At 70.7% G+C, this 19,669-nt stretch carries 18 protein-coding genes; 14 read left to right on the top strand and 4 right to left on the bottom strand.

What is annotated here, in order from left to right; translation table 11 throughout:
* Positions 1-3: 3 nt before the first annotated feature.
* Together FFK22_RS10900 and FFK22_RS10895 are read left to right on the top strand one after the other, a co-directional pair.
* Positions 4-711 carry a GntR family transcriptional regulator gene (locus tag FFK22_RS10900; protein WP_138889299.1) on the top strand — a complete coding sequence of 236 codons (708 nt, stop codon included), beginning with the start codon at positions 4-6 and terminating at the stop codon, positions 709-711.
* 9 nt (positions 712-720) lie between these two features.
* A complete protein-coding gene (locus tag FFK22_RS10895) occupies positions 721-1,209 on the top strand; it encodes an Lrp/AsnC family transcriptional regulator (protein ID WP_221938518.1) in 489 nt (162 codons plus the stop codon).
* A 2-nt stretch (positions 1,210-1,211) separates the two neighbouring features.
* Here FFK22_RS10895 and FFK22_RS10890 read toward each other — a convergent pair whose 3' ends face one another.
* Together FFK22_RS10890 and FFK22_RS10885 are read right to left on the bottom strand one after the other, a co-directional pair.
* Positions 1,212-2,147: a glyoxylate/hydroxypyruvate reductase A gene (locus FFK22_RS10890; RefSeq protein WP_138889298.1), complete on the bottom strand. Its 936-nt coding sequence runs from the start codon at positions 2,145-2,147 to the stop codon at positions 1,212-1,214.
* 2 nt (positions 2,148-2,149) lie between these two features.
* Entirely contained in the window at positions 2,150-2,965 is an 816-nt protein-coding gene (locus FFK22_RS10885) for a GNAT family N-acetyltransferase (protein ID WP_186002409.1), read from the bottom strand.
* A gap of 373 nt (positions 2,966-3,338) precedes the next feature.
* Here FFK22_RS10885 and FFK22_RS10880 point away from each other — a divergent pair, with 373 nt between their 5' ends.
* The 12 genes from FFK22_RS10880 (at position 3,339) to FFK22_RS10825 (ending at position 17,066) form a co-directional block, all read left to right on the top strand.
* Complete coding sequence (locus FFK22_RS10880; RefSeq protein WP_186002408.1) at positions 3,339-4,442, top strand: FAD-binding oxidoreductase; 1,104 nt, start codon at positions 3,339-3,341, stop codon at positions 4,440-4,442.
* Positions 4,443-4,444: 2 nt separating this feature from the next.
* Positions 4,445-5,917 carry an aldehyde dehydrogenase gene (locus FFK22_RS10875; RefSeq protein WP_138889295.1) on the top strand — a complete coding sequence of 491 codons (1,473 nt, stop codon included), beginning with the start codon at positions 4,445-4,447 and terminating at the stop codon, positions 5,915-5,917.
* Between the two features lie 135 nt (positions 5,918-6,052).
* On the top strand, positions 6,053-6,979 hold the full coding sequence (locus FFK22_RS10870; protein ID WP_138889294.1) for a MurR/RpiR family transcriptional regulator: 927 nt from the start codon (positions 6,053-6,055) through the stop codon (positions 6,977-6,979).
* Entirely contained in the window at positions 6,976-7,824 is an 849-nt protein-coding gene (locus tag FFK22_RS10865) for a D-amino acid aminotransferase (protein ID WP_138889293.1), read from the top strand. Before FFK22_RS10870 ends, FFK22_RS10865 begins: the two co-directional genes overlap by 4 nt.
* A complete protein-coding gene (locus FFK22_RS10860) occupies positions 7,821-9,662 on the top strand; it encodes an ABC transporter ATP-binding protein (RefSeq protein ID WP_138889292.1) in 1,842 nt (613 codons plus the stop codon). The genes FFK22_RS10865 and FFK22_RS10860 overlap by 4 nt, the downstream gene beginning before the upstream one ends.
* Before the next feature lie 28 nt (positions 9,663-9,690).
* The gene (locus tag FFK22_RS10855) at positions 9,691-11,217 is read left to right on the top strand and encodes a glutathione ABC transporter substrate-binding protein (protein WP_138889291.1); all 1,527 of its coding nucleotides are present in this window, start codon (positions 9,691-9,693) and stop codon (positions 11,215-11,217) included.
* Positions 11,218-11,275: 58 nt separating this feature from the next.
* Entirely contained in the window at positions 11,276-12,196 is a 921-nt protein-coding gene (gene gsiC, locus FFK22_RS10850; protein WP_138889290.1) for a glutathione ABC transporter permease GsiC, read from the top strand.
* Positions 12,193-13,080: an ABC transporter permease subunit gene (locus FFK22_RS10845; RefSeq protein WP_138889289.1), complete on the top strand. Its 888-nt coding sequence runs from the start codon at positions 12,193-12,195 to the stop codon at positions 13,078-13,080. The genes gsiC and FFK22_RS10845 overlap by 4 nt, the downstream gene beginning before the upstream one ends.
* A gap of 11 nt (positions 13,081-13,091) precedes the next feature.
* Entirely contained in the window at positions 13,092-14,132 is a 1,041-nt protein-coding gene (locus FFK22_RS10840) for a P1 family peptidase (protein WP_138889288.1), read from the top strand.
* The gene (locus FFK22_RS10835) at positions 14,129-14,947 is read left to right on the top strand and encodes a M55 family metallopeptidase (protein ID WP_138889287.1); all 819 of its coding nucleotides are present in this window, start codon (positions 14,129-14,131) and stop codon (positions 14,945-14,947) included. Before FFK22_RS10840 ends, FFK22_RS10835 begins: the two co-directional genes overlap by 4 nt.
* 11 nt (positions 14,948-14,958) lie before the next feature.
* Entirely contained in the window at positions 14,959-15,921 is a 963-nt protein-coding gene (locus FFK22_RS10830; protein WP_138889286.1) for an isoaspartyl peptidase/L-asparaginase family protein, read from the top strand.
* A gap of 44 nt (positions 15,922-15,965) precedes the next feature.
* A complete protein-coding gene (locus FFK22_RS10825) occupies positions 15,966-17,066 on the top strand; it encodes a Xaa-Pro peptidase family protein (RefSeq protein ID WP_138889285.1) in 1,101 nt (366 codons plus the stop codon).
* A 93-nt stretch (positions 17,067-17,159) separates the two neighbouring features.
* Here FFK22_RS10825 and FFK22_RS10820 read toward each other — a convergent pair whose 3' ends face one another.
* A complete protein-coding gene (locus FFK22_RS10820) occupies positions 17,160-18,263 on the bottom strand; it encodes an alcohol dehydrogenase family protein (protein ID WP_138889284.1) in 1,104 nt (367 codons plus the stop codon).
* Between the two features lie 8 nt (positions 18,264-18,271).
* Positions 18,272-19,651, bottom strand: a complete 1,380-nt coding sequence (locus tag FFK22_RS10815) for an aspartate aminotransferase family protein (RefSeq protein WP_138889283.1) — start codon at positions 19,649-19,651, stop codon at positions 18,272-18,274.
* Positions 19,652-19,669: the final 18 nt, after the last annotated feature.

Below are 19,669 nucleotides of genomic sequence, written 5' to 3'. Positions count from 1 at the left end.
CGCATGGCACAGGCGAATGGTGGGAAGGTCAAGCAGCTGAAGCGCACGACCCTGTCGGGTCAGGTCAGCGAGCAGATCCGCGCCTCGATCCTCGACGGCACCTTCCCGCTCGGCGCCCAGCTCAACGAGATGGAGCTGGCGGCCAGCTTCGGCGTCAGCCGCGGGCCGGTGCGCGAGGCGCTGCAGCGGCTGATCCAGGAAGGGCTGCTGCGCAGCGAGCCGCATCGCGGCGTGTTCGTGCCGGAGCTGAGCGACGAGGATCTGCAGGACATCTACTTCGTGCGCCGGTCGCTCGAGCTGGTCGCCCTGCGGCGGGTCATGGGCCTGCCCGGCCGGGTCGCGCTGGCGAAGAAGCTGAAGGCCGTCGTCAAGCAGATGGAGGTCTCCGTCCGGCGCGAGGACTGGTCGCGCACCGCCGAGCTGGACCTGGAGTTCCATCGCGAGCTGGTCGACACGGCCGGCAGCCACCGGCTGTCCCGCGGCTACGCCACGCTGCAGGCCGAGACCATGCTGTGCCTGCACAAGCTGATGGGCGGCTATCGCGGCAACAAGGCGCTGATCGACGAGCACAAGCTGCTGGCCGAACTGGTCGGCGGCGACGACGCCGAGGCGGCGCTGAAGGAGCTCGACCGCCATTTCGGCGACCCGGTGCGGACGCTGCACAAGGCCAACGCCCTGCGGCAGGGCAAGACCGACGTCGCCGCCGAATAGGAGCAGGTCGTGCATCCATCAGGCAACAGGCTCGATCAGATCGACATGCGGATCCTGGTGCAGCTGCAGCGCCAGGGCCGGATGACCAATGTCAACCTGGCGGATGCGGTCGGGCTGTCGACCAGCCCCTGCCTGCTGCGGGTCAAGCGGCTGGAGCAGGCGGGCTACATCAGCGGCTACGGCGCCCATCTCAACCTGGCCAAGCTGGGCGAGACCGTCACCGTCTTCACCGAAATCACGCTGGCCGACCAGACCCTGCCCTATTTCACCCGTTTCGAGGCGGCGATGCGCGGCCTGGACGAGGTGATGGAATGCCACCTGGTCAGCGGCGGCTACGATTATCTGGTGAAGTTCGTCACCCGCAGCCTGTCGCATTATCAGGAGGTGATGGAGGGGCTGCTGGAGCGCCCGGTCGGGATCTCGAAATACTTCAGCTACATCGTGATCAAGACCCCGGTCCGGAAGACCGAGCAGCCGCTGCTGAGCCTGTTCGCCTGAAGTCAGTACGCCTGCCGGCGGTCGACCACGTTCTCCATCGGCAGCCCGTCCTGGTGCCGGCGGATCGCGCGGATCACCTGGCGGGCGGCGGAGTCCGGATGGGTGGCGCTGGCCACATGCGGGGTCAGCATCACGCGGGGATGGCGCAACAGCGGGTGGTCGGGCGGCGGCGGCTCGGCCGCCAGCACGTCGAGCATTGCGGCCGAGATCTGCCCGCTCTCCAGCGCGGCCAGCAGGTCGGCCTCGACCACATGCCCGCCGCGGCCGACATTGACCAGCCCGGCCCCGGCCGGCAGGGCCCCGAAGACCTCGGCATCCAGGAGACCGCGGGTCGCATCGGTCAGTGGCAGCAGGCAGACCAGAATCTCGCACGCCCCGAGGAACTCCGGCAGCGCCTCCGGCCCGGCGAAGCAGCTGACGCCGGGGATCGACTTTTCCGACGCGCTCCAGCCGCGCACGGAAAAGCCGAGGCCGTGCAGCGCCTTGGCTGCGGCCCGGCCGAGCACGCCCAGGCCCATCACCCCGACCGTGCGGTCGGCACTGCGCCGCACCGGGCGCGGGGCCCAGCGGCCCTCGCGCTGGTCGGCGAGATAGGCCGGGATGTCCCGGTGCAGCGCCAGCACGGCGTAGAGCACATATTCGACCATCGACCGGGTGAGGTCCGGATCGACCATGCGCACGATCCGGACACCCGGCGGCAGGCGGTCGAGGGCCAGATGGTCCACCCCGGCGCCGAGGCCGAACAGCACCTGCAGATTCGGCACCGACCGCTGCAGGTCCTCGGGCGGGATCCAGGCCACCAGATAGGCGGCGTCCGACGGCGGCGCGTCGGGCGACCAGACCTCCAGCGCGATGTCCGGCGCCTCTTCCCGGAACACCTTCTCCCAGACCGCGCCGCGGACCGGATCGGATTTGTACAGCAGCGTCGCCCGGCTCATGGTCAGCCCAAGGCCTGGTTGATCAGCCCGAAGGTCCGGACCGTAGCGGGGCGCGCCGGCCGGTCGCCGCGTCGCATGGTCGCGACCGTGTCGACCCGCGCCAGGCCGGCGGCCGCGAGACGGTCGGCGAAGGCGCCGTCATCCGGCGTGTCCACCCGCAGGAAGCGGCCGGCATGCTCCTCCAGATGCGGCTGCAGCAGGGCGATCGCGGCCGCCTCGTCCGGCGCCACGATCGGGCCGACGACATGGCCGCGGCCGAAGGGGCGGCACAGGCTGAAGCCCACCAGTTCCCCGTTCAACTCGTAGCCGGTGCCGACCGATCGTGTGGCGAGCCCGTCCAGCGCCGCCGACCGGTCGACGCCATAGGCCTCCCGGTCGAGCTCGCGGATCTTCTGCCAGTCTTCGGCAGCGATCGGCCGCACCCGCCCGGGCGCGGCGACGGCCGGCATCGGCTGCACCACGCCCTGGTGCTGGTGGATCCGGCCGATCTCCCGGAACCCCTCGGACCGGTACAGCCGCAGCCCCGCCGAGGTGGCGTTGAGCTGCAGCACGCGGTCGCCGGCCCGGTCGAACAGCCACTGCATCAGCCGCCGCCCGGTGCCCTTCGCCTGCAGCCGCGGCGAGACGATGATCATGCCGACTGTGCCGAAATCGGCGCCGAACGGCCACCACAGGGCTGAGCCGATCACCCGGCCGGCGCCGTCACAGGCCACCACGCCATGGCCGACCTCGTAGACGAAGCGCCAATCCTCCGGCCGGTGCGCCCAGCCGACCTCCACGGTCAGCGCGTGCAGCGCCGGCAGGTCATGCTCCGTCATCGGGCGCAAACTCGGGGGAGGGGTGTCCTGGATCATCACCGCTATCTCTGGTCGGGCCACTTGCCCTCAGCTTGCTCCGCCCATCCTGGCACGATCGGCCGAAAAGCCGGCGGCGCACCATGCGGATGCACCAAAGCGGCGCGCATCCATGGCAGCATCTGCTTCGATGCCGGGGTTAGCCTCTATCGCAGGCAATAGGGACGCTCGAGTGAAAGAACAATCCCATAGCTGTCATGCCCGGGCTTGACCCGGGCATCCAGAGGGTCTCGACACCTCCTGGATTGCCGGGTCAAGCCCGGCAATGACAGAAAAAGGGTTTGGTTCTCACCCGATCGCCCTCCCAACCAGTCTCAGGGAAAGCAGGACGTATCCCATGGCTCGTGTCGTCATCATCGGTGCCGGTATCGTCGGTCTGTCCGTGGCGCGGGCGGCGCTGCAGCGCGGGCACCAGGTGCATCTGCTCGAGCAAAGCGAGGTGCCGAACCCGCACAGCGCCTCCTACGACCAGCACCGCATGATCCGCTACCATTACGGCGCGGCGGTCGGCTACACCCGGATGGTGACGCCCGCCTTCGAGGCCTGGTCGCGGGTCTGGGACGACATCGGCAGCGAGCAGTTCGAGGACACCGGCGCGATCGCGATCTCGCTGGAGGCCGGCGACTATGCCGCCCAGACGCTGGCGGCCTTCCGCGAGCTGGGCGTGCCGCACGAGGTGCTGGACCGCGCCGGCGTGGAGCGGCTGTGCCCGCATCTGCAACTGCCCGACGGTGCCTGGGGCGTGGTCGCCTTCCCCGGCGGGCCGCTCTTCGCCGGCCGCATCGTCACCGAGCTGGCGCGCTGGGTGGCGGAGCACGGGGCGGTGGTCGAAGGCGGTTGCCGCATCGCCCGGGTGGACCAGGAGCGCGGCGTCGCCATCCGCGCCGACGGCAGCACGGTCGAGGGCGACATCCTGGTGGTCGCCGCCGGCGCCTGGCTGCCGGCGCTGATGCCGGAGCGCTACGGCGACGCGTCCACCTGGCGGCAGGGCCTGTGCTATGTCGAGCCGCCGGCGCACTTCGCTCAGCCCTGGCGGGACGCGCCGGCCATCGTCACCCTCGGCGACCATGCCGGCTACACCCTGCCGGACCGCCGCGGCGCCGGCCTCAAATTCGGCCACGGCCCGCATCGCCGTCGTGCCCGGCCGGAGATCGACGGCTTCGGCTCCGACCTCGCCGCCGAGGGCGAGGCGATCCTGGCGCCGTTCCGGCCCTATCTCCGTGATGCCGCGGAGTACCGCCCGACCCGGATCCAGGTCGGCTACTACGTGCTCGACGCCTCGCGCCGCTTCCGGCTCGACACCGCCGGGCGCGGCCTCGTGGTGACCCATTGCGACGGCCAGATGTTCAAATTCGGGCCGCTGCTGGGCGAGCGCATCATTGCCATGTTCGACGGCGCCGAGAGCGCGTCCGACCTCGCCCGCTGGGCCGCGGGATACTGACCATGCTCGACTTCGATCCCACTGCCGTCGCCATCCCCGCCGGCCATTTCATCGACGGGCGTGTCGTGGCCGGGCAGGGCGTGGCGATCGCCGTCCGCCGTCCCTCCGACAGCGCGCTCTATGCCGATCTCCCCGTTGCCTCCGCCGATCTCGTCGACGGGGCGGTGAGCAACGCGGCCGAGGCGCAGCGCCGCACCGACTGGGCCAGCCGCGCACCGCGCGAGCGGGCCCGGGTGCTGCGTCGCTTCGCCGACCTGATCGAGGCAAGGGCGGAAGAGCTGGGTCGGCTCGAGGCGCTCGGCTCCACCCGGCCGATCGCCCAGGCCCTGGCCGTCGACGTGGCCTCGACCGCCGAGGGCTTCCGGTTCTTCGCCGAATATGCCGACAAGCTGGGCGGCGAGGTCGCGGCCACCCGCAGCGACAGCCTCGGTCTGGTGATCTCCGAACCCTATGGCGTGGTCGCCGCGATCACGCCCTGGAACTTCCCGCTCAGCATGGCGTCGTGGAAGGCCGGGCCGGCGCTGGCTGCCGGCAACGCCATTGTGCTCAAGCCGTCGGAGCTGACGCCGTTCTCGACCGTGCTGCTGGCGCAGCTGGCGGTCGAGGCCGGGGTGCCGCCCGGCATCTTCAACGTCGTCCAGGGCACCGGCGCCGTCACCGGCGACGCGCTCTGCCGCCATCCGCTGGTCGGCAAGATCTCCTTCACCGGCTCGACCCGCACCGGCGCCGCGATCATGGCGGCCAGCGCCGCCAGCGGGGCGAAACCGGTGACGCTGGAGCTCGGCGGCAAGAGCCCGCAGCTGGTCTTCGCCGACACGCCCAGCGTCGACCGCACCGCCCGCCAGGTCGCCGCCGCGATCCTCGGCAATGCCGGCCAGGTCTGCGTCGCCGGCTCGCGCCTGATCGTGCAGCGCCGGCTGCGCGACGAGATGGTGGAGCGGCTGACGGCACTGTTCGCCGAGGTGCGGCCGGGCCCGACCTGGCGCCAGGACACCAGCTTCTCGCCGATCATCTCGACGCCGCAGGCCGACCGGATCGACGGCATCGTCCGTCGCTCCCTCGCCGCCGGCGCCCGGGCGGTGACCGGCGGCCGGCGCCTGGCCGCGATCCAGGACGGCGCCTTCTACGAGCCGACGATCCTGACCGACGTGACCGACGACATGCCGGCGGTGCGCGAGGAGATCTTCGGCCCGGTGCTGACGGTCCAGGCCTTCGACGACGAGGAGGAGGGGCTGGCCCTGGCCGACCATCCGGATTACGGCCTCGCCGCCGGCGTCCACACCGCGGATCTCGGCCGGGCGATGCGGGCGGTGCGGCGGCTGCAGGCCGGCACGGTCTGGGTCAACCGCTACGGCCGCACGGCGGATTTCATCCTGCCGACCGGCGGCTACAAGCGCTCCGGCATCGGCAAGGATCTCGGGCGCCAGGCAGTCGAGGCCAATCTGCGCCACAAGAGCGTGCTGATCGAGTTCTGACGGGCCGGGCCGGCAGCACGGCCGAGGCCGCCGGTCCTATCCCGCTCTGAAAAAATCTTTACATCCATCACATCGGATGACAGAAGAATTTTCATCCGGCCGCCCCGCGGCTTTCCATTCCTTGCCCGATTCCGCATGGCCCAGGACCTGCCGCAGACCCTGATGAACCGGCTTGCGCAGGGCGTGGAGTCGCTCTCGCCGGCGCATCGCCGGGTCGCGGATTTCGTCCTGGAGCACCCGTTCCGCGCCGCCACCATGGGGATCGAAGACCTGGCCGCCGCCGCCGACGTGTCGGTCGCCACCGCCAACCGCTTCGCCCACCGCCTCGGCTTCGGCGGCTTCCCCGAATTCCGGACCGAGCTGCTGCAGCAGTTCCAGCGTGCCCTCGCCCCGGTCGAGAAGCTGCGGGCGACGCAGCGGGGCGGCGAATCGGCCCATGCCGTGCTGCGCCGGTCGCTCGACGGCGTCGCCGCCAATCTCGGCCAGGCCGCGGCGCTGCTGACCGGCGAGGCCTGCGCCGGCGCGGTCGACCTGGTCCTGGCGGCGCGCCGGGTGGTGCCGCTGGGCCTCGGCATCAGCGCCGTCACAGCCCGCTTCCTGGCCGAGTTGCTGCATCCCTACTGCCCAGCGGTCGAGGTGCTGGACGGCAGCGGCGGCACCGAGCGCATGGTCCGCCAGCTGCTGCGCCTCGGCCCCGGCGACCTTCTGGTTCCGATCTCGGTGCCACGCTATTCCCGCACCACCATCGACCTGCTGCGCCGGGCCAAGGCACGGGGCTTGCGCGCGCTGGCCCTGACCGACGGGCCGGCCTCGCCCCTGGTGCCGGACAGCGATGTTGCCCTGTTCGGCCCGGCCGAGCATGGTGTGCTGCACGGCTCCTCGGTCGCCGTGATGGCCTTGGCCGAAGGCCTGGCCGGGGCCGTGGCCCAGCGCCGCGGCACCATCGCCGATGCGGCCGAGCTGACCGAGCAGATCATGCCCTTCCTCCTGGTCGACGACGCCCCCGCGCGCCGCGCCCGCCCTCCAGCCCCCAGATCTTCTGAAGCGGAACGCCGACGATGACCCTCGCCTATTGGAACGGAACCTACCTGCCGCTCGACCAGGTCAAGGTCTCGCCGCTCGACCGCGGCTACCTGTTCGCCGACGGCGTCTACGAGGTGGTGGCGGTCTATGACGGCCGGATCTTCGAGCTCGACGCCCATCTCGACCGGCTGGCCCGCAGCCTCGCGGCCGTGCGGATCGATCCGGGCCTCGACCGCGCCGGCCTTGCCACGGTGTTCCGGCAGCTGGCCGAGACCGCACCGCGCCCTGTTGCGACCATCTACATGCAGGTCAGCCGCGGCGCCCCGGCTCAGCGCAGCCATGCCTTCCCGGCGTCCGCCCAGGCCAGCATCCTGGCCTTCGCCGGCGCGCTGAAGCGCCTGACCCGGGCGCAGCAGGAGGACGGCTTCGCCCTGGTCTCGGCGCCTGATATCCGCTGGCTGCGCTGCGACATCAAGTCGATCGCGCTCCTGCCCTCCGTCCTCGCCGCCCAGACCGCGGCCGAGGCCGGGGTGCTGGAGACGGTGATGCTGCGCGACGGCCTGGTCAGCGAATGCGCCGCCAGCAATGTCTTCGTCGTCAAGGACGGCCGGGTGGCGACGCCGGTTGCCGACCATCGCATCCTCGACGGCATCAACCGCCGCCTGGCGATCCACCTGGCCGAGGAGCTCGGCATCGCGGTCGAGCAGCGCGACGTGACGGAGGCCGAGCTGCGCGCCGCCGACGAGATCTGGATCACCAGCACGACCAAGGAGCTGGCGCCGATCGTGCGGCTGGACGGCGCCGCGATCGGCTCCGGCCGGCCCGGGCCGGTGTGGCGCCGGGTGCGCGACGCCTTCGACCGCCTGGTCGGTCTGCCGGCATGACCGTGACGCCGCTGATCGAGGTCGACGGGCTGACAGTCCAGTTCCGGACCGATGACGGCCCGGTGACCGCGGTCGAGGATCTCGGCTTCGCCATCGCCCCGGGCGAGACGGTGGCGGTGGTCGGCGAGAGCGGCTCCGGCAAATCGGTGACCTCGCTCAGCCTGATCCGGCTGGTCGACTATGGCGGCGGGAAGCTTGCCAGCGGGTCCGTGCGCTTCCGCGGCCGCGACGGCACGGTGCGCGACCTGGCCAAGGCCCCGGCCGAGGCGCTGCGGGCGCTGCGCGGCAACGAGATCGCGATGATCTTCCAGGAGCCGATGACGTCGCTGAACCCGGTCTTCACCATCGGCGACCAGATCGCCGAGGCGGTGATGCTGCACCAGGGCAAGGACGCCAAGGCGGCGCGGGCCGAGGCGCTGAGCATGCTGGAGCGGGTGCGGATCCCGGAGGCGAAGCGGATGCTCGACCGGCACCCGCACCAGCTGTCGGGCGGCATGCGCCAGCGCGTGATGATTGCCATGGCGCTGTCCTGCCGCCCCAGCCTGCTGATCGCCGACGAGCCGACCACGGCGCTGGACGTCACCATCCAGGCCCAGATCCTGCGGCTGATCCGCCGGCTGCAGCGCGAGATGGGCATGGCGGTGATGTTCATCACCCATGACATGGGCGTGGTGGCCGAAGTCGCCGACCGGGTCGTGGTGATGTATCAGGGCCGCAAGGTCGAGGAGGGGCCGACCGAACAGATCTTCGCGGCGCCCCAGCACCCCTACACCAAGGCGCTGCTGTCGGCGGTGCCGAAGCTGGGCAGCCTGCAGGGCCAGGCGCTGCCGGCCCGCTTCCCGCTGGTCCGGGTCGACGGGTCGAAGGAGCCGCCGCCGGCGCCGCAGGACACGGTGCGGGCGGGCAGCCCGCTGCTCGAGGTCGACAAGCTCTCGACCCGCTTCGACGTGCGCCGCGGCGTGTTCGGCCGGCTGGCCGCGCGCGTGCATGCGGTGGAGCAGGTCAGCTTCGGCCTGCAGCCGGGCGAGACCCTGGCCCTGGTCGGCGAGAGCGGCTGCGGCAAGTCCACCACCGGCCGCACCATCATGCAGCTGCTGGAGCCCTCGGCCGGCACCATCCGCTTCGAAGGCCGGGCCCTGGCCCAGATGAAGGCGGAGGAGCGGCGGCGGCTGCGCCAGAAGATCCAGTATGTCTTCCAGGACCCCTTCGCCTCGCTGAATCCGCGGCTGACGGTCGGCTTCTCGATCGCCGAGCCGCTGCTGACCCACAACCTCGCCAAGGGCCGGGCGGTGGAGCAGCGCGTCGCCGATCTGCTGACCCAGGTCGGGCTGCGGCCGGAGCATGCGCGGCGCTATCCGCACGAGTTCTCCGGCGGCCAGCGCCAGCGCATCTGCATCGCCCGGGCCCTGGCGTCGGAACCGCAGCTGATCATCGCCGACGAGGCGGTGGCGGCGCTCGATGTCTCGATCCAGGCGCAGGTGGTGAACCTGCTGATGGAGCTGCAGGCGCGGCACGGCCTGTCCTACCTGTTCATCTCGCACGACATGGCGGTGGTGGAGCGGGTCAGCCACCGCGTCGCGGTGATGTATCTCGGCCAGATCGTCGAGATCGGGCCGCGCCAGGCCGTGTTCGAGAACGCGCAGCACCCCTACACCCGCCGGCTGATGGCGGCGGTGCCGGTGGCGGACCCGGCCCGGCGCAACCGCGACATGAGCCTGATCGAAGGCGAGATCCCGAGCCCGATCCGGTCCCTGGGCGACGAGCCGCTGGTGCGGCCGCTCGAGCCCGTGGGGCCGGGCCATTTCGTCGCCCGCCACCGCGTCGGCGACTTCGGCTGAACCCGAACCAACCAAAAAGGGGAGAGCAATGAGCAACTGGAGACGAACCCTGATCGGCTGTGCCGCGGCGGCGCTGCTGGCGCTGCCGGGCGCAGCCATGGCCAAGACCCTGGTCATCGGCATCCAGGAGAACCTGACCGGCCTGGACCCGTCGAACGCCAACGAGACCTCGGCCCAGTCGGCGTCGCGGCTGTTCTACCAGGGGCTCTACGGCTTCGATCAGGACATGAAGCTGGTGCCGCTGCTGGCCGAGAGCTACACGGTCAGCGACGACGCCAAGCAGTACACCTTCACGCTGCGCCAGGGCGTGAAGTTCCAGGACGGCACCGACTTCAACGCCCAGGCGGTCAAGGTCAGCCTGGAGCGCTTGGCCAACCCCGAGAACAAGTTGAAGCGGCAGTCGCTGCTGTCGATGCTGGACCATGTCGAGGTGGTCGACGACCACACCGTCAAGGTGCTGCTGAAGGAGCCGTTCGGCGCCCTGGTCAACACCCTGGCCCATCCGGGCACCATGATCATCAGCCCGGCGGCGCTGGAGAAATACGGCAAGGACATCGGCCGCAACCCGGTCGGCACCGGCCCGTTCAGCTTCAAGTCCTGGTCGGCCGACACGCTCGAGGCGGTGCGCAACGACAGCTACTGGAAGGGCGCGCCGAAGGTCGACGGCGTCACCATCCGCAGCGTGCCGGAGAATGGCAGCCGCATGGCCATGCTGCAGACGGGCGAGGCCCAGTTCATCACCCCGGTGCCGCCGGAGATGGTGAAGGTGATCAAGGCGAACGCCACGTTGGAGGTCGTCGAGCGGCCGTCGATCGTCAACTGGTACGTCGCGCTGAACACCCACAAGAAGCCGTTCGACGACCTCCGCGTCCGCCAGGCGCTGAATTACGCGGTCGACCGCACCGCCTTCTGCAAGGTGGTGCTCAGCGGCTTCTGCGAGCCGGCGGATTCGCCGATGCCGCCGTTGCTGAAGTTCTACGCCAAGCAGGGCGTCTGGCCCTATGACCCGGCCAAGGCCAAGCAATTGCTGGCCGATGCCGGTTATGCCGATGGCTTCGAGGCCGTGCTGTGGTCCGGCAACAGCACCACCTCGGTCCGCGCCACCCAGTTCCTGCAGCAGCAGCTGGCCCAGGTCGGGGTCAAGGCGCAGGTGACGCCGCTCGAATCCGGCGTGCTGTCGCAGAAGATCTGGAGCGTGCAGACGCCGGATGAGGCGACGGTGCAGATGTATTATGGCGGCTGGTCGTCCTCGACCGGCGACGCCGACTGGGCGCTGCGGCCGCTGCTGTGGGGCAAGGGCTTCCCGCCGAAGCTGTTCAATGTCGCCTACTATTCCAACCCCGAAGTGGATTCGGCGCTGGAGGCGGCGGTGGCCACGGCCGATGAGGCCAAGCGCGGCGAGGCCTATGCCAAGGTGCAGGCTCAGGTCTGGCAGGACGCGCCCTGGATCGACCTGGCGGTCGAGCATGTGCTGAGCGCCCAGGCCAAGGACCTGTCCGGCGTCTTCGTCCTGCCCGACCGCGGCTTCGTGGTCGAGGATCCGGCGTTCCAGTAAGCCTTAGACGCCCGCCTTTCGGCCACGTGCCGAGGGGCGGGCGCCGTCCGGAGTCCCCATGCTGAACTATCTGATCCGGCGCCTGCTCGGCATCGTCCCGGTCATGGCGGTGATCGCCGTCCTGGTCTTCAGCTTCGTGCACATGCTGCCCGGCGACCCGGCGCGGCTGGTGGCCGGGCCGGACGCGACCGCCGCCGACGTGGCGCTGGTGCGCGCCGATCTGGGCCTCGACAAGCCGCTGCACGAGCAGTTCCTGACCTTCGTCGGCCATATCGTGCAGGGCGAGCTCGGCACCTCGCTGAAGACCCGCCGGCCGGTGGCCGAGGAGATCGGCGAGCGGCTGATGCCGACGGTCTGGCTCAGCGTCGTCAGCATGGTCTGGGCGGTGATTGCCGGCCTGCTGATCGGCGTGCTGTCCGCGGTCAAGCGCGGCCGCTGGCAGGATTACGGCGGCATGGTCCTGGCCGTCTCCGGCATCTCCTTCCCGTCCTTCTGGCTCGGCCTCTTGATGATCGGCGTGTTCTCGGTCGATCTCGGCTGGCTGCCGACCGGCGGCTACGGCACCTGGCAGCATTTCGTCATGCCGTCGATCGCGCTCGGCCTCGGCGTTGCCGCGGTGATGGCGCGCTTCACCCGATCCGCCTTCATCGAGATCTCGCGCGAGGATTATGTCCGCACCGCCCGGGCCAAGGGCGTGTTCGAGCGCGCGGTGATCTGGAAGCATACGCTGCGCAACGCGATGATCCCGATCATCACCATGGTCGGGCTGCAATTCGGCTTCCTGCTCGGCGGCTCGATCGTGGTCGAGACCGTGTTCACCTGGCCCGGCCTCGGCCGCCTGCTGGTCGACAGCGTCTCCTATCGCGACTACCCGGTGATCCAGGCCGAGATCCTGCTGTTCTCGATCGAGTTCATCCTGATCAACCTGGCCGTCGACATGCTGTACGCCTTCGCCAATCCGGAGATCCGCTACCGATGAGCGCCGTCACCGCCCCCGTCGCCTCGGCCGGCGCGGACAGCGTCCGCTCGCCGTGGCGCGAATTCTGGCGCCGCTTCCGCCGGCAGAAGGTCGGCGTCATCGCCGGGCTGTTCCTGGTGGCGCTGGTGGTCGTCGCCATCCTGGCGCCCTGGATCGCCCCCTACGACCTGGCCGCGCCGGATTACGAGCGGGTGCTGGAGGGGCCCTCCTGGGCCCATCTCGCCGGCACCGACGCCTATGGCCGCGACATCCTCAGCCGCATCGTCTTCGGCGCCCGCATCTCGCTCGCCGTCGGCTTCCTGTCGGTGACGCTGGGCGGCGTGGCCGGCATCCTGCTCGGCCTGGTCAGCGGCTTCTACGGCGGCTGGGTCGACGGCTTCGTGATGCGGCTGTGCGACGTGCTGCTGGCCTTCCCCGGCATCATCCTGGCGATCGGCGTCATCGCCGTGCTCGGCCCCGGCATCGACAACGTGATCTACGCCGTCGCCGTGTTCAGCGTGCCGGTCTTCGCCCGGCTGGTGCGCGGCAGCACGCTGGCGATCAGGCAGACCGTCTATGTCGATGCGGCCCGGGCGATCGGCGTGCGCCACCGCCTCTTGATGCTGCGCCACATCCTGCCCGGCACGCTGCCCAGCGTGATCGTCTACTTCTCGATGCGCATCGGCACCTCGATCCTGACCGCGGCCAGCCTCAGCTTCATCGGCCTCGGCGCCCAGCCGCCCAGCCCGGAATGGGGGGCGATGCTGGCCGATGGCCGCAGCTATCTCGGCGTCGCCGACCACATCACCCTCTTCCCCGGCATCGCCATCTTCGTCACGGTGCTGGCCTTCAACCTGCTCGGCGACGGCCTGCGCGACGCGCTCGACCCGAAGCTGAAGACGTAAGGGAGGCATCGGTGACGGCCCGTCTCGCCCGCGATTTCGGCTTGGTCTGCGGCACGCTGCCGACCGGCCCGCTCAACGCCATCACCGATGTCCCCGGCGTGCTGGTCGGCCATCTCAGCATGCATGCCGGCGACGTGCTGACCGGCGTCACCGCCATCCTGCCGCATACCGGAAACCTGTTCCGGACCAAGGCGCGCGCCGCGGTCGAGGTGATCAACGGCTTCGGCAAGAGCACCGGCCTGATGCAGGTGGCGGAGCTGGGGACGGTCGAGACGCCGATCCTGCTGACCAACACCTTCGCCGTCGGCACCTGCGCCACGGCGCTGATCCGTGCCGCCATCGCCGCCAACCCCGACATCGGCCGCGAGACCGGCACCGTCAACCCGGTGGTGCTGGAATGCAATGACGGCTTCCTGTCCGACATCCAGGCCCTGGCGGTGACCGAGACCGACGCGCTGGAGGCGATCAGGGCGGCCAGCAACGGCAAGGTCGGCGAGGGCTCGGTCGGCGCCGGCACCGGGATGAGCAGCTTCGGCTTCAAGGGCGGCATCGGCACCGCCTCGCGCCGGGTCAAGTTCGATCGCGACCATTTCCATCTCGGCGTGCTGGTGCTGGCGAATTTCGGCCGGGCCGGCGACCTGGTGCTGCCCGACGGCCGCCGTCCGGTCCCGCCCTCCGAGCCGGCGCCTGAAAAGGGCTCGGTGATCGTGATCCTGGCGACCGACGTGCCGCTGGAGCACCGCCAGCTGCACCGGGTCACCAAGAGATGCGGCGCCGGGCTGGCGCGGCTCGGTGCCTTCTGGGGCCATGGCAGCGGCGACATCGCGCTCGGCTTCACCACCGCCGATCCGGTGGAGCACGACCGGAAGCGCGACCTGGTCGAGATCCGGGTGCTGAACGAGGCGCGGATCGACCGGCTGTTCCAGGCCGCGGCCGAGGCGACGCAGGAGGCCGTGCTGAACGCCCTCTGCGCCGCCGGGCCAGCCATCGGCCGCAACGGGCACAGCCGGCCATCGCTTGCGGATTGGCTGGAGGCGGAGGAACGCAAATGAAGATCTACATCTCGTCGGATATCGAGGGCGTGGCCGGGGTGATCACGCCGCAGCAGGGCCAGCCCGGCAACGGCGAGTACGAACGCGCCCGCCGGCTGATGACCGAGGAGGTCAACGCCGCGATCGAGGGCGCGCTGGAAGGCGGCGCCACCGAGATCCTGGTCAACGACGCGCACGGCCCGATGACCAACCTGCTGCCGGAACTGCTGCACCCGGCGGCGGAGCTGATCCAGGGCAAGCCGAAGCCGCTCAACATGTTCTGCGGGCTCGATGCCGGCCATGAAGCGGTGTTCTGCCTGGGCTACCACGCAAGGGCGTCGGAGCAGGGCGTGCTGGCCCACACCACCAACGGCTTCGCCTTCCGCGCCGTGCGCCTGAACGGACAGCCGCTGGGCGAGGCCGGGATCTATGGCGCCTATGCCGGCAGCCTGGGCGTGCCGGTGGCCATGGTCTCCGGCGACGACCGCTGCGTCGCCGAGCTGCGCGAGCATTTCCCGGAGGCCGAGTTCGTCCAGACCAAGCAGGCGCTGGGCAATCGCGCCGCCCGGTCGCTGCCGCTGCCAGCCGCCCGCGCCGCCCTGCGCGAAGGCGCCGCCCGTGCCGTCCGCCGCGCCGGGTCGATCCCGCCCTTCCGCATCGGCGGCCCCTACACGCTGGAGCTGGAGATGGGCGGCCCGGCCCTGGCCGATCTCGCCGCCACCCTGCCGCCGGCCGAACGGCGCGACGGCGTCACCATCGCCCTGCCGGCGGGCAGCGTCGCCGACGCTATCCGCTGGATGAACGCCGTGTCGGCGATGACCGCTTTCCTGCGTTGAACGAGGCTTCCATGACCGACCCATCCCGCGCCGTCCTGGTGATCCATGGCGGCGCCGGCACCATCCGCCGGGACTCGTTGTCGCCGGAGCAGGAGGACGCCTATCACCAGGGCCTGCGCACCGCGCTGCGCAATGGCCATCTGGTCCTGGAGGCCGGCGGCTCGGCGCTCGACGCCGTCACCGCCGCGGTGATGGCGCTGGAGGAGGACCCGCTGTTCAACGCCGGCCGCGGCGCCGTCTTCACCAGCGCTGGCGAGATCGAGATGGATGCGGCGGTGATGGATGGCCGCTGTCGCCGGGCCGGCGCCATCGCCGGCATCTGCGGCCCGCGCCACCCGGTCCTGGCTGCCCGCGCGGTGATGGAGCGGACCGAGCATGTGATGCTGGCCGGGGAGGGCGCGCGCCGCTTCTGCCGCGAGGCCGGGCTGGAGCATATGGACCCGTCCTGGTTCCGCACCGAGCGGCGCTGGGAAGCGTTGCAGGACGAGCTGGCGCGCCGCCGCCAGGCCCTGCCGGATGATGGCGACCCGGCGCGGAAGCACGGCACGGTCGGCGCCGTGGCCTGCGACGCCGCCGGCAGCCTCGCCGCCGCCACCTCGACCGGCGGTATGACCGGCAAGACCCCGGGCCGGGTCGGCGACTGCCCGGTGATCGGCGCCGGCACCTGGGCCGACAACGCCACCTGCGCCGTCTCCGGCACCGGCCATGGCGAGATCTTCATCCGCTACGCCGCCGGGCACGAGATCGACGCCCGCATACGCTGGGCTGGCCAGGGGCTGGAGCAGGCGGCCGAGGATGTGGTGCAGGCGCTGCTGGCCCCGGCCGGCGGCTCCGGCGGGCTGATTGCGGTCGATGCCCAGGGCCGTGTGGCGCTGCCGTTCAACTGCGAGGGCATGTATCGCGGCGTGATCGGCGCCGACGGCGTGTTGCGCACCGCGATCCATCGCGAGGATTTCCGCACCGAGGCGGTCTAGGCTGGCGGTCGAGGACGGCGATTCGCCGTGAACGGGAGGGCAGGATGGCGGTCGATTTGGGCAAGAGGCTTGCGGCGCTGCGTGCGAAGATGCGGGGGGCGGGCGTCGACCTTGTCGCGCTCGGGCCGGGGTCGCACATGCAATGGGCGGCCGGCTTCCACCCGCATGCCGATGAGCGGCCCTGCCTGCTGCTGATCGGGCCGGAGTGCGAGGCGTTCCTGATGCCGGTGCTGAACGCCGAGGGTTCGCGCGAGGAGACGGCGATCGCCTTCCACACCTGGGACGATGCCGTCGGGCCGGACGCCGCCCTGGCGGCGGCGCTGGCCGATGTCGGCGCCGCCCAGGCGGGCCATGTGGTGCTGGACGAGACGATGCGGGCGGATTTCGCGCTGCTGCTGCTCGGCGCGCTGCCGGGCGCGCGGCACAGCTTCACCGACAGCACCATCGGCGCGCTGCGCATGCGCAAGGATGCGGCCGAGTTCGCCACGCTGAAGATGAATGCCGGCATCGCCGACTGCGCCATGCAGGCCGCCTTCGCCGCGGCCAGGCCGGGCATGAGCGAGCTGGAGCTGGCGGATGCGATCAAGGCGCACTTCACCTCGGAAGGGGCGTCGCCGGCCTTCTGGATCGTCGGCGGCGGCGGCAACGGCGCCTTCCCGCACCACCAGACCGGCGGGCGCCGGCTGGAGGAGGGCGACGCGGTGGTGGTCGATATCGGCGGCCGCAAGGCCGGCTTCCCCAGCGACATCACCCGCATGGTCGCGATCGGCCGCCCGCCGGAGGGCTATGGCCAGATCCACACCATCGTCGAGAAGGCGGTGCAGGCGGCGCTGAAGGCGGCAAAGCCCGGCGTGATGGCGAAGGAGGTCGACGCCGCCGCCCGCAAGGTCATCGCCGATGCCGGCTACGGCGAATACTTCGTCCACCGCACCGGCCACGGCATGGGCATCGACGGCCATGAGCCGCCCTACATCACCGCCACCTCCGAGACGGTGCTGGAGGAGGGCATGGTGTTCTCGATCGAGCCGGGCATCTACATCCCGGGCCGCTTCGGCATCCGGCTCGAGGACATCGTGATCCTGCGCGAGGACGGGCCGGAAATCCTGTCCTCCCTGCCGCGCGACCTGCACGTGGTGCGGGTGTAATCGCGCTGGGCCTGCTTTTCCCTTGTCCCCCCTCCCCTCGCGGGAGGGGGTTAGGGGGAGGGGGGACTCATTTTTCAGCCGGCTGAGCGAGCTTCAGCGATCCCCGGCCCACCGCGCATCCGGCACCACCACCAGCTTGCCGACGAAGCCCTTGGCCATGAAATCGGCCTGGGCGCGGTGGAACTCCGACAGGCGGTAGACGCCGCCGACCAGCGGCTTCAGCTTGCCCTCCTCGATGTAGCGCACCAGCCGGCGGAAGGCGCCGCGCGTGCCCTGGGACGAGCCGTGCAGCTCCAGGTGTTTCAGGTACATCGTTCGCAGGTCCAGCTGCACCACCGGCCCGGCGATGGCGCCGGCGGTGGTGTAGCGCCCCTCGGGCCGCAGGATGCGCAGCAGGTCATTGAACATCGCCCCGCCGACCAGGTCGGCGACCACATCGATCGGCCGGCCCTTGGTGACCCGCTCCACCGCCGAGACCAGGTCGCCGGCGTCGCGGGTGACCACTGCCTCGGCGCCGGCCGCCAGCACCGCCTCCTCCTTGCCGCGGCCGACCACGGCATAGGGGATGGCGCCGCGGGCGCGGCACAGCTGGACGATGCCCGAGCCGACGCCGCCCGAGGCGCCGGTGACCAGCACCCGTTCGCCGGCCGCCACCCGGGCGCGGTCCAGCATGTGCTCGCCGGTCAGGTAGGCGCAGCAGAAGGTGGCCAGCTCGACATCGCTCATCGGCGTGTCGACGCGATGGGCGTGGTCGGCCGGCAGCGCCATGTACTCGGCATAGCCGCCATCGCGGCCATGGCCCATGTAGTCGATGTCGGCCAGGCTGTCGTCGTCGCGGTTGTAGATGCTGAAATCGACCATCACCCGCTCGCCGATCCGCGCTTCCGGCACGCCGGGGCCGACCGCGGCGATGCGGCCGACCGTGTCGGTGCCCTGGATGCGCGGGAAGGTCAGGGTCGACCGGTCGCCGCGGCCGCGCCAGCTCGACACCGCCTCCGGGTCCGCCTCGGTGCCATAGGCGCCCTCGCGGACCCAGACATCGGTGTTGTTCATGCCGCAGGCGGCGACCTCGATCAGCACCTCGCCCGCGGCCGGCTTCGGCACCGGCACGTCGTCGCGATGGACCAGCTTGTCGGGCCCGCCATGGCCGGTCAGGACCACGGCGCGCATGGTGGTGGGGATGGTTTCGGCGATCATCGTCCTGCTCACAGCTCCTTGGCCACCGACTCGACCGCCCCGGCCACGGCCTTGACCACGATGTCGGCCTCGTCGCGGGTCAGGCACAGCGGTGGGGCGAAGCCCAGGATGTCGCCCTGCGGCAGGGCGCGGGAGATCACGCCGCGGGCCAGGGTCGCCGCATAGATCCGAGGGCCGACCTTCAGCGCCGAGTCGAAGAACACCCGGTCGTTCTTGTCGGCCACGAACTCGACCGCCGCCGCCAGCCCCTCGCCGCGCACCTCGCCGACGATGCGATGGCCGGCCAGCGCATCGGTCAGCGCCTGCTTGAAATAGGCGCCGGTCGCCTTCGCGTTCTCGACCAGCCCCAGGCTGTCGACCAGCTCGAGATTGGCGATCGCCGCGGCGGTGCACAGCGGGTGCGAGGAATAGGTCCAGCCATGGCCGATGGCGCCGAGCGCGTCGGACCCCTTCTCCAGGATCTTCCAGACCTTCTCCGACACGATCACGCCGGACAGGGGCGCATAGGCCGAGGTCAGGCCCTTGGCGATGGTAATCAGATCCGGCTTGATGCCGTAGTGCTCCGATCCGAACATCGACCCCAGCCGGCCGAAGCCGGTGATCACCTCGTCGGCGATCAGCAGCACGTCATACTTCGCCAGGACCGCCTGGACCTTCTCCCAATAGCCGGCCGGCGGCGGCACCAGCCCGCCAGTGCCCAGGATCGGCTCGCCGATGAACGCGGCCACCGTCTCCGGCCCCTCGGCCAGGATCAGCTCCTCAAGCCGGTCGGCACAGGCTTGCGAGAACTGCTCCTCGCTCAGCGACCGGTCCTCGCGGCGATAGTAGTAGGGCGCGTCGGTGTGCAGCACCTGGGCCAGCGGCAGGTCGAAGGCCTTGTGGAACAGCTCGAGCCCGGTGAGGCTGCCGGTCATCAGGCCGGAGCCGTGATAGCCGCGCCAGCGCGAGATGATCTTCTTCTTCTCCGGCCGGCCGAGGATGTTGTTGATGTACCAGACCAGCTTGACGTTGGTCTCGTTGGCGTCGGAACCGCCGAGGCCGAAGAACACCCGCGACATGCCGGCCGGCGCCCGGTCGATGATCATCTTGGCCAGGCGGATCGACGGCTCGCTGCCGTGGCCGACATAGGCGTGGTAATAGGCCAGCTCATGCGCCTGGGCGGCGATCGCGTCGGCGATCTCGCGCCGGCCATAGCCGACATTGACGCAGTACAGCCCGGCGAAGGCGTCCAGGCTGCGCTTGCCGTCGCGATCGGTGATGTAGACGCCCTCGCCGCCGGTGATGATCCGGTTCGGCGTCTCGCCGCGGGCATGGGCCGCCATATGGGTCGACGGGTGGAAGAAATGGTCGCGATCCCAGGCGTCGAGTTCGTTGCCGCGAAGGGCCATCGGAAATCTCCTTGAACG

This window comes from Mycobacterium sp. KBS0706, assembly GCF_005938675.2.
Taxonomy (GTDB): domain Bacteria; phylum Pseudomonadota; class Alphaproteobacteria; order DSM-16000; family Inquilinaceae; genus Inquilinus.
Note: the sequence above shows the minus strand (reverse complement) of the source record. Positions and strands in the feature narration are given on the sequence as shown.

Bases quoted from the DNA above. Each gene is read 5' to 3' on its own strand.
- FFK22_RS10890 (WP_138889298.1), bottom strand. From the start codon at position 2,147: ATGAGCCGGGCGACGCTGCTGTACAAATCCGATCCGGTCCGCGGCGCG.
- FFK22_RS10825 (WP_138889285.1), top strand. From the start codon at position 15,966: ATGGCGGTCGATTTGGGCAAGAGGCTTGCGGCGCTGCGTGCGAAGATG.
- FFK22_RS10820 (WP_138889284.1), bottom strand. From the start codon at position 18,263: ATGATCGCCGAAACCATCCCCACCACCATGCGCGCCGTGGTCCTGACC.
- FFK22_RS10855 (WP_138889291.1), top strand. From the start codon at position 9,691: ATGAGCAACTGGAGACGAACCCTGATCGGCTGTGCCGCGGCGGCGCTG.
- FFK22_RS10860 (WP_138889292.1), top strand. From the start codon at position 7,821: ATGACCGTGACGCCGCTGATCGAGGTCGACGGGCTGACAGTCCAGTTC.
- FFK22_RS10885 (WP_186002409.1), bottom strand. From the start codon at position 2,965: ATGACGGAGCATGACCTGCCGGCGCTGCACGCGCTGACCGTGGAGGTC.
- FFK22_RS10830 (WP_138889286.1), top strand. From the start codon at position 14,959: ATGACCGACCCATCCCGCGCCGTCCTGGTGATCCATGGCGGCGCCGGC.
- gsiC (WP_138889290.1), top strand. From the start codon at position 11,276: ATGCTGAACTATCTGATCCGGCGCCTGCTCGGCATCGTCCCGGTCATG.
- FFK22_RS10835 (WP_138889287.1), top strand. From the start codon at position 14,129: ATGAAGATCTACATCTCGTCGGATATCGAGGGCGTGGCCGGGGTGATC.
- FFK22_RS10865 (WP_138889293.1), top strand. From the start codon at position 6,976: ATGACCCTCGCCTATTGGAACGGAACCTACCTGCCGCTCGACCAGGTC.
- FFK22_RS10815 (WP_138889283.1), bottom strand. From the start codon at position 19,651: ATGGCCCTTCGCGGCAACGAACTCGACGCCTGGGATCGCGACCATTTC.
- FFK22_RS10880 (WP_186002408.1), top strand. From the start codon at position 3,339: ATGGCTCGTGTCGTCATCATCGGTGCCGGTATCGTCGGTCTGTCCGTG.
- FFK22_RS10845 (WP_138889289.1), top strand. From the start codon at position 12,193: ATGAGCGCCGTCACCGCCCCCGTCGCCTCGGCCGGCGCGGACAGCGTC.
- FFK22_RS10900 (WP_138889299.1), top strand. From the start codon at position 4: ATGGCACAGGCGAATGGTGGGAAGGTCAAGCAGCTGAAGCGCACGACC.
- FFK22_RS10875 (WP_138889295.1), top strand. From the start codon at position 4,445: ATGCTCGACTTCGATCCCACTGCCGTCGCCATCCCCGCCGGCCATTTC.
- FFK22_RS10870 (WP_138889294.1), top strand. From the start codon at position 6,053: ATGGCCCAGGACCTGCCGCAGACCCTGATGAACCGGCTTGCGCAGGGC.